13 protein-coding genes are annotated in these 11,255 nt (G+C 43.3%); 4 read left to right on the forward strand and 9 right to left on the reverse strand.

Going from position 1 to position 11,255, the window contains the following annotated elements:
- Window positions 1–462 precede the first annotated feature (462 nt).
- Together IM509_RS16070 and IM509_RS16075 are read right to left on the reverse strand one after the other, a co-directional pair.
- A complete protein-coding gene (locus tag IM509_RS16070; RefSeq protein WP_185237555.1) occupies window positions 463–2,856 on the reverse strand; it encodes a DUF3769 domain-containing protein in 2,394 nt (797 codons plus the stop codon).
- A 140-nt stretch (window positions 2,857–2,996) separates the two neighbouring features.
- Window positions 2,997–3,113: a photosystem II reaction center protein I gene (locus IM509_RS16075; protein WP_002732356.1), complete on the reverse strand. Its 117-nt coding sequence runs from the start codon at window positions 3,111–3,113 to the stop codon at window positions 2,997–2,999.
- A gap of 389 nt (window positions 3,114–3,502) precedes the next feature.
- Between IM509_RS16075 and rsmI the strand changes: the two genes are divergently transcribed.
- Entirely contained in the window at window positions 3,503–4,342 is an 840-nt protein-coding gene (rsmI, locus tag IM509_RS16080) for a 16S rRNA (cytidine(1402)-2'-O)-methyltransferase (RefSeq protein ID WP_052276047.1), read from the forward strand.
- Window positions 4,343–4,378: 36 nt separating this feature from the next.
- Here the strand turns inward: rsmI and IM509_RS16085 are convergent, their stop codons facing one another.
- The 5 genes from IM509_RS16085 to IM509_RS16105 all read right to left on the reverse strand — a co-directional run bounded on the left by IM509_RS16085 (window position 4,379) and on the right by IM509_RS16105 (window position 7,791).
- The gene (locus IM509_RS16085) at window positions 4,379–5,548 is read right to left on the reverse strand and encodes an LptF/LptG family permease (RefSeq protein WP_002787175.1); all 1,170 of its coding nucleotides are present in this window, start codon (window positions 5,546–5,548) and stop codon (window positions 4,379–4,381) included.
- Window positions 5,549–5,580: 32 nt separating this feature from the next.
- Window positions 5,581–6,309 (reverse strand): LPS export ABC transporter ATP-binding protein, encoded by a 729-nt coding sequence (gene lptB, locus IM509_RS16090; RefSeq protein WP_052276046.1) that lies wholly within the window; start codon window positions 6,307–6,309, stop codon window positions 5,581–5,583.
- A gap of 137 nt (window positions 6,310–6,446) precedes the next feature.
- Window positions 6,447–6,947, reverse strand: coding sequence for an LptA/OstA family protein (locus IM509_RS16095; protein ID WP_052276045.1), 501 nt, complete (start codon window positions 6,945–6,947; stop codon window positions 6,447–6,449).
- A 49-nt stretch (window positions 6,948–6,996) separates the two neighbouring features.
- On the reverse strand, window positions 6,997–7,422 hold the full coding sequence (locus IM509_RS16100) for a DUF309 domain-containing protein (RefSeq protein ID WP_052276044.1): 426 nt from the start codon (window positions 7,420–7,422) through the stop codon (window positions 6,997–6,999).
- A gap of 9 nt (window positions 7,423–7,431) precedes the next feature.
- On the reverse strand, window positions 7,432–7,791 hold the full coding sequence (locus IM509_RS16105; RefSeq protein ID WP_052276043.1) for a ferredoxin thioredoxin reductase catalytic beta subunit: 360 nt from the start codon (window positions 7,789–7,791) through the stop codon (window positions 7,432–7,434).
- A 254-nt stretch (window positions 7,792–8,045) separates the two neighbouring features.
- Between IM509_RS16105 and IM509_RS16110 the strand changes: the two genes are divergently transcribed.
- On the forward strand, window positions 8,046–8,345 hold the full coding sequence (locus IM509_RS16110) for a DUF1816 domain-containing protein (protein WP_002787171.1): 300 nt from the start codon (window positions 8,046–8,048) through the stop codon (window positions 8,343–8,345).
- Window positions 8,314–8,961 carry a ComF family protein gene (locus IM509_RS16115; RefSeq protein ID WP_185237556.1) on the forward strand — a complete coding sequence of 216 codons (648 nt, stop codon included), beginning with the start codon at window positions 8,314–8,316 and terminating at the stop codon, window positions 8,959–8,961. Before IM509_RS16110 ends, IM509_RS16115 begins: the two co-directional genes overlap by 32 nt.
- Window positions 8,962–9,003: 42 nt before the next feature.
- Here IM509_RS16115 and psbX read toward each other — a convergent pair whose 3' ends face one another.
- Window positions 9,004–9,123, reverse strand: coding sequence for a photosystem II reaction center X protein (psbX, locus tag IM509_RS16120; RefSeq protein ID WP_002759073.1), 120 nt, complete (start codon window positions 9,121–9,123; stop codon window positions 9,004–9,006).
- Window positions 9,124–9,341: 218 nt separating this feature from the next.
- Here psbX and IM509_RS16125 point away from each other — a divergent pair, with 218 nt between their 5' ends.
- Complete coding sequence (locus IM509_RS16125) at window positions 9,342–9,641, forward strand: hypothetical protein (RefSeq protein WP_185237557.1); 300 nt, start codon at window positions 9,342–9,344, stop codon at window positions 9,639–9,641.
- A 35-nt stretch (window positions 9,642–9,676) separates the two neighbouring features.
- Here the strand turns inward: IM509_RS16125 and IM509_RS16130 are convergent, their stop codons facing one another.
- Window positions 9,677–10,609: a DNA adenine methylase gene (locus tag IM509_RS16130; RefSeq protein WP_052276041.1), complete on the reverse strand. Its 933-nt coding sequence runs from the start codon at window positions 10,607–10,609 to the stop codon at window positions 9,677–9,679.
- Window positions 10,610–11,255: the final 646 nt, after the last annotated feature.

Here is an 11,255-nt window from a genome sequence, read left to right on the forward strand (position 1 = left end):
GTAAGAAGCAGAAAAATTAGCTAAATTAACAGGATGTACTCTCAGACAATTTGAAGAGAGATAGGCTTTTAGTGGCTTGGGAACAAGCTTTATCAATTTATTCATAATAAATATTGGCAGAGGATTAAATATTAGTTATTGTGACTAACTCTTTTGGTTAGAGAAAGATAAACTTGAGAATCTTCGGTCAAATTTATTGACTCAAAATCAGCTATACTTAATTTAAATGAATCAACCCTAGGGGCAGGGGGGATCGAACCTATAATCCATTTTTAATTTGATTATAACCAACTACTTAGAAGTTAGCCAAGGGAGTCTCAATGAGAGGTAATCCCGACCTAAAAATCGCTAAAACCCCACTTCATAATTCATCATTCATAATTCCCTCTCCCTTTTCCCCATCTCCCTTGTCCCTTCTCCCTTCTCCTGTCTCGGAGTCTCCTGTCTCGGAGTCTCCTCAGCTTAACGGGTTACTCCATCCACCACCGGACGGACATCGCTACCCTCAAAATAGCCGGGGTTGCCTGTCCAGTTGAAATCCGAGACGCGGATGTTGAGTATTCCCAACTGCAGCACCGGGTTATAGCGCAAAATTAAACTATAGGTGCGACGACTCCATTCGAGAAAATATTCTGTACTGATTTCCTTCGCTTGATCGATACTGTAAATGCTCTGGAAACCCACACGAATCGGACCATATACCTGTTGAGTTATACCATAGGACATTGTTTGTTGATCAACAAAGCGATCGAAGAAAAAGGGTGATTGTCCGTTAACTAAACCCTGACTAAAACTGATATTAAACCCGGTATAGTCGAAAAAATCGCGGGAAAAACGCCCAAACTGTCCCAATAATCCCACAGTTCCCGTGACGGAATTTTGCGTCTCTCCGTTAGTGTAATAACTGGTGACACCAGTGACACCAGTGACAATAGCAATATAGGGTTGAACGGGAAGAGGAGAAAATCTTAAGCCTTGGTCGGGAGTCGGTGGTAAAGTAAGGGCAGACCAGAGTAAAAAACTGCGATTGAGGGAGACAGCACCCTGAAAACGGCTTAAATTAGTCACATTATCCGTTGCATTGGCCGCTAAGAGATTACTGCGATCGGTGGGTGCGTTGACATTCTGAACAGAAGCTTGATAACTGAGTCTAATATCCGTATTGGGGACGACAATCACCGGTGAGGTCAAAATTGCCCCAAAACTGCTATTAACCGTCTGAAACCCCAAAGAACCGTTAAAGAGACGCTCGCGATAATTGTACTCCACATTGAGCAGATAGGGATCCTGCAACTGTCCGATCGTCTGTTGAAAGCGAATCTTAGAACGAACAATATTTTCGATCTGTTCCAAATCTAAATTAGAAAAAGAAGCTGTCGCCTGAAAAAACGAGCGCTCACCAAAATTAGTGGCAAAATTGCCCAATAAACCAAAAGCTTTCGGACTAAGGGGTGAAACTTCACCACCTCCGGGGTTAGCTGAGGGAAAAGCATCGGGATTGAGGACTTTTTGAATTAAATATTGGGGTGTCAACTCAAAAAGAGTCTTCGGTGTCTCCACTAAAGTTAGGGGACTTTCTACGAAAAATCCGCCCCGATCCTCTCCATCATAGCCCGGAGCAATTAAAAAAGGACGACGACGACGGCGATCGAAGGTAAGACTATTAATAAAAGTGGGTGCCACTACCCGTTGATCGAAAACCAACTGGGAATTACTCATCCGCAACTCATCGGTAAAGGGGCCGGTACTGCGAAAAGTGGCGGAATTGGCCCGAACTTCCAACTCAGGAGGGGAAAAAGGGTCATTCGTCAGACGCACATTAGTGGCATTCCACACCTTACCATCAAAATTCAAGCGCTCGGCCTGAAAACGGACACGATTAATCGTTCCCCCCGACGGACTACTAATATTCTGTCGATCGCGCCGACTGGGATCCTGTCCCCCGACGACAAATTGAAAACCCTCTCCCGTCGTGATTCTCTGCAAGGGTTGATTTAATGCCAAACGATCGGTTAGGGTTCCAAAAGAACTACTGGCCCCCACATCCGTGGGCAGCGTTTGCCGTAAATCCCTAGCGGTGCTGGGTTGAAAAATCTCCCCATTAGCATTAAATACCACACCGCTATCCTGGACGAAATAATATTCAAAGCGATCGCCGCGCAGGATTTGATCTCCCCGGGTTAGGATCACCTGGCCCTCCGCTACTGCTAACTTTTCGGGAAGATTAATCTGTAAGCGATCGGCTGTTAGTACACTTTGGGCAAAACGTAGGGTGACATTACCTCTAGCGGTGATAATCTGCCGATTTTGGTCAAATTCCTGCTCATCAGCCACTAATTCTAGAGGCTTTTCCTCTTCTGGATTAACTGCAGCGGTCTGAGCTAGGCTGTTATTGAGGGAAATCCAGTATTCTTGGCTGGTTTTTTCGCCCTTTTTCCGCACTAATAGCCGAGTTGAGCCATTTTTATGGTTGAGAGCTTTTTGATTTAATCCTGAAACTATCTCGGTTTCGGGATTAATGGTGACACCAACGGCTGCGGGGGGTGGAGAATTCTGAACAGAAAGGGGTGTTCCTAAAGTTGCCGCATCACCCGCACTGCTAGGTAAAGGTTCTAAGGGAATACCCTGAGCGGGAACCAAGGGTTTTACCTCGACGGTTTCCGGGGGGGGAGTGACGGTGAGGGGAATAGAAACGCTCTCTGCTGAAGGCTTTTTTGCCTCTAGAGGTGCTGGGGTGACAGGGAGGGGAACTAGAGACGTGGGACTACTTTCAGAGACTTGGCGCTCCTCCGTTTCCGGTTCAGCTACAGTATTAATCAGGGCAGGTGGTTCAACAGCTAAGAAAAAAAAAGACATGACTGCACGAGTCGGCGATCGAAATAGAGGACGAGCGAACCTCATTGATACTACCACGATCATTATTTCTAGGGAGACAGGGAAAGTCCGATAACTTGTTCCCTGTGTCTCTACCCTAGAACCAGTTTGATAATTGTCTTCTACTCAAAGTCTTTGCGTCCGGGGTTACGGGTAGGATCGCCAGAAAGGAAGCCAAAGATAAAAAGTAAGACAAAGAAGGAAACAACGATATAAACGGCGATTTTTAGGGTTAACATTACTAAGACGTTCTCCTTAGACTAGATTAATTCAATAACAGGGGTGAGCATACCTTGACCTACTTTACCCTATTTGAGTGATCCCTGAACAGAGAAAAGTGATCAGTCTTCAGTCGTCAGTTATCAGTTATCAGTTATCAGTTATCAGTGATCAGATAAGTGGGTGGGTGGAATTAAATATAAGATGAACGTAGGTTGGGTTGAAGCATGAAACCCAACGCCCGCTCATGTTACGCTACCGCTAACCTATCCTACAAATAATTGTGCCTCCCTACTTATGAGTTTTTAGTGGACAGTCTGATCAGTGATCGGTGATCGGTTATCAGCCTACTGTTTACCGTTTACTGATCACTGAAAATACGACTAAATAGCCTATTTTTAGCCAATTTATGAATAATCTCGGTAAATTATATGTGGTGGGAACGCCGATCGGTAATTTAGACGATCTGACTTTCCGATCCCTGGCAACTCTCAAAAAAGTCTCTCTAATTGCTGCCGAAGATACCAGACACACGGGCAAATTATTGCAGCATTTTGATATTCCGACCCCTCAAATTAGTTACCATGAACATAATCGCCTTTCCCGTCTCGATGAGTTATTAAATATTCTCAGTCAAGGTCAGGATATCGCTTTAGTTACTGATGCGGGAATGCCGGGGATTTCTGACCCGGGTTATGAGTTAATTAAAGCTTGTATAGAAGCTCAGATCGAAGTGGTTCCCATCCCCGGAGTAACGGCGGTAATTACTGCTTTAGCGGTGTCGGGATTACCGACAGAAAGATTCTGTTTTGAAGGATTTCTTCCGGGTAAGGAAAAGCTGAAACAAGAGCGCTTAGAGGGTTTAAAAACCGAGACGAGAACGATGGTTTTTTATGAAGCACCTCACAAACTTATTAAGACTTTGGAGGATTTACGGGAAACTTTTGGACCCACGAGAAAGATAGTTTTAGGTCGGGAATTAACCAAGCTTTACGAAGAAATTTGGCGAGGAACTATCGCCGAGGCCATTAATTTATATCGGGATAATAAAACTCCTAAAGGAGAATTTACGATCGTAGTTATGGGCAACGATCAGGCCGATAATATCCAATTATCTGACGAGGAATTAAAACGGGAATTAAAACAAATTATAGAACGGGGAGTTAGTCGATCGCAAGCCAGCAGACAATTAGCACAAGTTACTAATTTATCCCGCAGTCGTTTATACAAATTAGCCCTAGAAATTTGATGATTATCAATTTTTATTCCCACCGCTAACCCTCGATTACTTAGCTGATTGAAGTAACAAAATTCCCCCGGCAGTTAATCCTAAAATATTGGGCAACCAAGCGGCCATCAAGGGGGTTAAAACTCCGCCAATGCCTAAGGAACTGGTGACAAAAGATAGGAGATAATAGGAGAAAATTAGGACAATACAAATACCAAAACTGGTGGCTTTATTAGAATTTTGGGGACGTAATCCCAAGGCTGCCCCAATCATCCCAAAAACCAAACAAACAAAGGGTAAAGATATTTTCTGCTCGATTTGAACCTGTAGTTTTCTAATTTTGGTGGGATTGCCGCTTAATTCCAGTATTTTTAGATATTCCCGCGCTTGTCTTAGGGTCATTTCTGAACCATCTCGGCCTCGAAAAGCTAAATCTAAAGGGGTACGAGGTAGGGCTAATTGTTGATGTTGAAAGCGAACAATATTACGATAGGAACCATTAGGATCAATTAGATAAATTGTGCCGTTATAAAAATCCCAGATATTTTTTTCAATATTCCAAGAAGCTGATTCTGAGGTAATAATTTGATTAACTTCCGGCTGGGTGCGATCGAGAATGGTTAACCCTAACATTTCTTGACCGTTAAATCTTTCGGCATAAAATAACCTTCTTAATACCGTTTGCGCTTCCCCTCCATCCGGTGGCCGCACTTTGCCGTATTCAGGATAAATAATATTATCTTCAATAAAAGACTTGCGATTTGGTCGCAGAGCTTTCGTCATGGTAGCATTAGCTTCATAACTGGCAGCCGGGGCCACATAATCATTAAAAACGTAGGTTAATCCCGTCACTATTAAACTTAGCACAATGGCGGGAATTATTAGGCGATAAACACTAATTCCAATACTTTTAAAAGCAATTAATTCGCTATCACTGGCTAAACGACTGTAGGCCATTAAAGCTGCTAAAAGTATCGACATGGGAAAGGCTAAAACGATAAACTCTGGCATTTTTAATAGGAGAATTTTTAGGGCCAAAGTAAAAGGTAAACCCGACTCAGTAATCCGTCGCACTAAATCAAATAAAGTGCCGATCGCCACTCCCAAAGAAGTGAATAAACCCATCCCAAATAGAAAGGGCAATAATAACTCGACAAAAATATAGCGGTCTAAGATGGTAAATCCGGGTATTCTACTTAAATTTCCTTGCCAATTGCTAACTTTCATGATATAATGCAGCGATTTTTTATTAATAACAATTATCTGAAAAAATTATCACCCAAATAATACTGACGCACCAGAGGATTATTATACAGTTCTTCGCCACTTCCCGCCGCTAAAATCTGCCCTTCGCGCATAATATAAGCCCGATTAGTGATAGCCAAAGTTTCTCGCACATTGTGATCGGTAATTAAAATTCCCATCTGACGATCCCTTAAACCAGCGATCATCGCTTGAATCTCAGACACAGCGATTGGATCCACCCCAGCGAAGGGTTCATCTAATAACAAAAATCTTGGTCCGTTGACTCCCACCGCTAAAGCGCGAGCTAATTCCGTCCTTCTTCTTTCTCCTCCAGAAACGTAAGCGCCTTTAGTGCCAACAATCTTATCGAGGCGAAATTCTTTTAATAAATCATAGAGACGATTTGTCCGTTGGGAAAAGGGAACCCCCGACTGTTCTAGGGCTAACTGAATATTTTCTGATACAGTTAAATAACGAAAAATACTGGCCTGCTGCGTCAGATAGCCAATCCCCAGACGCGCCCTCTGATTAAGGGGTAATTTAGTAATTTCTTTTTGATCGAGCCAAACGCGTCCTAGATTCGGTTTAATTAATCCCGTGGCGATATAAAAAGTTGTGGTTTTCCCCGCACCATTTGGTCCTAATAACCCGACAATTTCCCCCGGGGCAACAGTAATACTCACCCGGTTAACCACGAGCCTTTTACCGTAGGATTTATGGATATTTTCTAATACTAAAGTCATCTTTATCCAGTGTTGGGGTGTGGGGTGTGGGATGTGGGGTGTAGGGTGTGGGGTGTGGGGTGTGGGGTGTGGGGTGTGGGGAGAATACTGCCTTTTGTCTTTTGCCTCCTGTCTCGGAGTCTCCTGACTCCTGACTATCACTGCGGGTTAATAATTGGGGCAGCGGGGAGGGAAGGGGAAGGTATGGGTGCGGGTGTCGGGGAGGCTGCCGGTTGGGGAGAAGTTTCGTTATCTTTGACTAAATAAATTGACTCCACCTGCTGACTGGTTTGGGGAGTAGCGATAAATCTGCCCTCATCGACAAGATAAGTCATCGTTTCAGCGCGGATACTGTTGCCTTCCTGCAAAACATAAACATTACCCGTCATCACTAAACGACGTTCGCGGCTAAAATACTGAGCTTGGGCAGAAGTGGCCTGCATTTTGCGGGCGGGGTAGAACACTTGTACGTTACCCCTCGCAGTAATTACGCCCGTTTTTGAGTTTGCCTCTTGAATATCCGATCGCACTGTCATGGCATTACCTGGTACGATATTCTGCTGTGCTTTGACTAGGGGAGAATTGCCCAATCCCATGACTAAGCTAGTAGAAACGAGGGCAACTAGCCATCCTCTGATTTTTGCGGATCTTGCTCTCATAGAAATGTCACCTATAGACGTAATTGTATTGACTCACTAATCTAGCTTTTTAGAGAACGGGATGACTTTTGAGGATTTTCGGCAGAGAACAGATAGATCGATCGAGGTGGGCATGAGGATGTTCCTGATGGCTTTTCATCGCTTCTAGCACTGCTGGTAAAGCTTGGGGATCGAGATTCTGTAAAAAGTTTAATAGATCCAAACTCTCCCCCACCAAATGCGTCACGTTGATCCCCTCGTAATCGGGTTGATAGTGTTGTAAACGTCTAACCCCTTCTCCCAAAAGAATTACCGCTCCGCGCCAGTTATTATTTTCCAGATGGTAACAAGCGACAGCAATCTGCAAAATGCCTTGATAAAAGGTTTTTTCAGGCTCTGCGGACTCCATCCACAAAGCCTCTAGGGTATCATGACAAGCATAGAATTGCTGGCGATTAAATTCGTCGATTCCTTGGCCAAAAGCGCTGGCTGTCATTACCCTAAACTAATGCCCCTTCATCGATTCGCGGACTTCTTGGATATAGTCGAGGGAAATTGTCTGTTCTTCCCCAGCAAACTCGTTATCGGGGGTAATAAATAGCATACAGTGACATTCTTTCCGTTCCCGCATCGGCACACAGGGACAATTCCAGAAAGTATTTTTTACCTCCGCTTCTTTGTCTTCGTAGTGACGACAGGGACATAAAGGAGAGCCTAATTCGTCCTTATGACGCGCTAACCCCTCAATTACCACCGCTGTCACCGAGAGATCGCTACAGAAGTAAGTATTTGTACGTCTAGCGTACTGTTCGGCAAAATTCTTCATCGCCTCAAGACTCTTATCCGTGTCCGTGATCTGGCTCATAGTTATCTGATCCCCTTAGCTTTCTACAAAAAAACTCCTTACTATCCTATCTCGATCCGCTTCCCCTTGGCTGAGGGGAATTTTTAGAATCTCTTTTGATTTTGCGACCGATCCCCTTGTTAATCTAATACGATAAAAAGACTCTCTTTGGCCAAAAGCTCGATTTTTTGGCCAGCAAATCGGAATTATGGGGGCAAAGTTCCTCAAACCTATCCTTAATTCCTGCAATCCCTGTACCCTATCAATACCAGAACATGATTTTATCTTTCTTGCAGACAAATAAAATTTCTGACGATAATACGCCTTGGTGGCTGAAAATTACCTCCCTTTATCCCCACTGTACCTACTATTTTGGTCCCTTTGCCTCTTTTGAGGAAGCACAACAGCATCAGGGGGGTTATCTCCAAGATCTAGAGTCCGAAGGAGCGCAAGGAATCAGTCTTTCGATCGAGCGGAGTAATCCCCATTATTTGACCGTTTTTGACGATGGAAATCAGGATCTAGCTAAAACTTTCGCTTCCCATGCTCGAACCTTTTCTCGCTTTATTTCTTAAGTCTCCCTGTCCTCTTTGTCAACGGCAGAGCGATCAAGAGCTTTGCCGTGATTGTGGGCGACAATTACAGGCCTATCGTCAGAATAACCCGCTTTTTCTCTGGCACGGTTCTATTCCCCTGTTTATCTGGGGACGCTATGAAGGTAAATTAAAACAGGTGATCGCTAAAATGAAATATGATCGCCATCCCGCTCTCGGCTCTTTGCTAGGCAGTTGCATGGGGGAAACTTGGCTCCTTCGTCCTCCCCTCACCGATAAACGTTTGACGGTGATTCCTATCCCTCTCCACCCAGAAAGGTTAAAGGAAAGGGGTTTTAATCAAGCAGAAGTCATTGGCGAGGGTTTTTGCCGTTTAACCGGTTATCCTCTGGCTAGTCGCGGATTAATTCGGATTAAGAACACGGCAGCTTTATTTAGTCTGGCAGCCGAGGAAAGAAAAAAGACGATGCAAGCGGCTTTTCAACTGGGGAAAAATTTACCGAAATCAGTACCGATTCTCTTAATTGACGATATTTATACTACAGGAACCACGATCGAGGAAGCCGTGCAGGTTTTACGCACAGAGGGATATCGGGTAGTCGGTGCGATCGCTCTTGCCAGTTCCAAAATTAGCTAAAATGCCCAGACGGAATCGGTCTAGGCATTTTAGGATTTTAAATTAAGTCCGTTTGATCTTGTCGTATTGACTGATGAAAATCAAGCCGATAGTGGCAGGGATCAGGACGATAGCCGCACCTAAAACAAGGCTCCAGAGAAAGTTAGCTAAAGAGGGTGTCATGATAGATAAATCCTTTGTCATATTTTCAAAGACTTAGTTTTTTATCTTATCACCTTGGGCGAGAAGACCTCCACTTCCACGACCAGATAGATGCGATCGCAGGTTTTATATGTCTTCAATCCCTCAAGATAAAGTCTCCCTTGACTTCTCAAGGGGATAGGGATGTTTGACAATAGGTGATAGTTACAAAACTTTAAACTAGATTGGCAAAGATTTTTATGGCTACTGACGATCGCAAACGGCGCATTCTCGATCATCTCTCCAGAAGTACCACTGGTGCTGACTATATTCCCAAAAAACCGCTGCCAATTGTGGAAACTCCTCCGGTGGCAGCGGAACCCGTGGCAGCGCCGCCTCCAGTAACTCCTTCACCGGAATTAACTGCTAAAGAGCGCAAAAGAAAGATGATGTCCCATCTTTCCATGAGTAGTCAAGATTTTGGCGAAATTACTAGCACTGCCCCCGAAGAAAAGCGTAAACGCCAAATTAATGACCATCTACGCCAAAGCCAAGGATAAATAGTAAGGAGTGAGAATTAGCAACTAGGCATCTTCTAGACTGTTCTCACTCCCTCATTTTCTGCTGTCGATGGCAATAATGACAGTTGTTGCAAATCAGTTCCTCGCTCTGGCAAGAAGGGAATGTTAAAGTTAGTAATGAGTGCTTCGGTGATCGGATGACGTAATTTTTCTGTGGAACCCACATGATAAAAATGCTGTTTAGTATAGATATAAAACTGATCAGCACTCCAATTTTTTTTAATTAAAGGATTGCTTCTAAACTGATTACTGTGCCAAGTGGACAAAATAAACCGACAAGAAATATCCTTTAAAATAGTCACCAAACAATCTTCATCCTCTTCAGACCAAGAGTTAAAATAATCGGTGTGTCTCCCTAAATAAGGAGGATCGAGATAGATCAAGTCTGTTTTTTGCCAATCAGATAAAGTCTCTCGAAAGTCAGCAACTTGAAAATTATAATCAGTTTTAATAAGAATATTTTCTAGGGCAATAACTTGATTGACTATTTTGGTAATATATGCTTGAGAAAATCGCTCTGATTTATGACAGTAAGGTACGTTAAACTGTCCCTTACGATTGAATCTCATCACGCCATTAAAACAGGAGCGATTGAGAAATAAAAAATCCAGAGAATTAGGAGCTTGATTAAATCTTTCTCGTACCTGATAATAATAACTTTCTCCCTGTTCCTTAAGAACTTGACCATTTTCTTGCAAAAAAAGCTTCACAGTTTTACTGGTAATAACTTGATTTTTTAGATTATTATAAAACTGGATAATATGAGTATTTGTGTCCGCAAGTAAAGCCTTTTTGGGATTAATATTAAAAGCCACCACCCCCGATCCAGAAAAGGGTTCTATCCAACGCCCAAAGCTAAGATCAGACACAATATTTTTAATATCTTTCACCAATTTAGTTTTAATTCCTTGACACTTAATCGGTGGCACAAGTGGCGTTAACTTCACTAAACACTCTCCTCATCAATAGTAATCTCTATCCACAGCAAACTTAGCTCCTGTTGGCTCGTGAATAAAGGTTAAATCAGGGTAAAAATTTTGTTGAGATACTAACTCTATCTTGGGTGCATCTCATTTTTGCCCTCTCAAAAATTAATTATGCAAGAACTCTATAGTAGGGTTGATTCATGAATCAACCCTACCCAAACCCCCCGTTGGGTGCGTGGCGCGGCCACTGAGCGTGTCGAAGTGCCGCCCCCAAACCTCGGAGCGCATTAGTTTTTCGGTGGGATGCTTACAGGTAGCTGCTGATATATCTGTAATAATTTAAGGGTCACTGATAATTGCTGATTGTTGGTATTTCTGCATAAGTGAGATACACCCCTCTATCTTTAATTGGTTACATCTAGCAAAATTATCAAATATGGGAAAAAGAAGCAATTCTAGGATTTTGAAGATGATTTTCGTATCAATAGAAGGTAGGTAGGTTGGGTTGAAGCATGAAACCCAACGCCCGCTACCGCTAACCCATCCTACAAATAATTGTGCCTCCCTACTTAGGGTCTGCTGAATAAATCTAAAAACCTTGTTGGATAGAAGGTAGGTTGGGTTGAAGCATGAAACCCAACGCCCGCATGGGTTACGCTACCGCTAA

Source organism: Microcystis sp. M31BS1 (genome assembly GCF_020245285.1).
In the GTDB taxonomy this organism is placed as follows: domain Bacteria; phylum Cyanobacteriota; class Cyanobacteriia; order Cyanobacteriales; family Microcystaceae; genus Microcystis; species Microcystis panniformis.

Bases quoted from the DNA above. Each gene is read 5' to 3' on its own strand.
- IM509_RS16070 (WP_185237555.1), bottom strand. From the start codon at position 2,856: ATGTCTTTTTTTTTCTTAGCTGTTGAACCACCTGCCCTGATTAATACT.
- IM509_RS16075 (WP_002732356.1), bottom strand. From the start codon at position 3,113: ATGTTAACCCTAAAAATCGCCGTTTATATCGTTGTTTCCTTCTTTGTC.
- rsmI (WP_052276047.1), top strand. From the start codon at position 3,503: ATGAATAATCTCGGTAAATTATATGTGGTGGGAACGCCGATCGGTAAT.
- IM509_RS16085 (WP_002787175.1), bottom strand. From the start codon at position 5,548: ATGAAAGTTAGCAATTGGCAAGGAAATTTAAGTAGAATACCCGGATTT.
- lptB (WP_052276046.1), bottom strand. From the start codon at position 6,309: ATGACTTTAGTATTAGAAAATATCCATAAATCCTACGGTAAAAGGCTC.
- IM509_RS16095 (WP_052276045.1), bottom strand. From the start codon at position 6,947: ATGAGAGCAAGATCCGCAAAAATCAGAGGATGGCTAGTTGCCCTCGTT.
- IM509_RS16100 (WP_052276044.1), bottom strand. From the start codon at position 7,422: ATGACAGCCAGCGCTTTTGGCCAAGGAATCGACGAATTTAATCGCCAG.
- IM509_RS16105 (WP_052276043.1), bottom strand. From the start codon at position 7,791: ATGAGCCAGATCACGGACACGGATAAGAGTCTTGAGGCGATGAAGAAT.
- IM509_RS16110 (WP_002787171.1), top strand. From the start codon at position 8,046: ATGATTTTATCTTTCTTGCAGACAAATAAAATTTCTGACGATAATACG.
- IM509_RS16115 (WP_185237556.1), top strand. From the start codon at position 8,314: ATGCTCGAACCTTTTCTCGCTTTATTTCTTAAGTCTCCCTGTCCTCTT.
- psbX (WP_002759073.1), bottom strand. From the start codon at position 9,123: ATGACACCCTCTTTAGCTAACTTTCTCTGGAGCCTTGTTTTAGGTGCG.
- IM509_RS16125 (WP_185237557.1), top strand. From the start codon at position 9,342: ATGGCTACTGACGATCGCAAACGGCGCATTCTCGATCATCTCTCCAGA.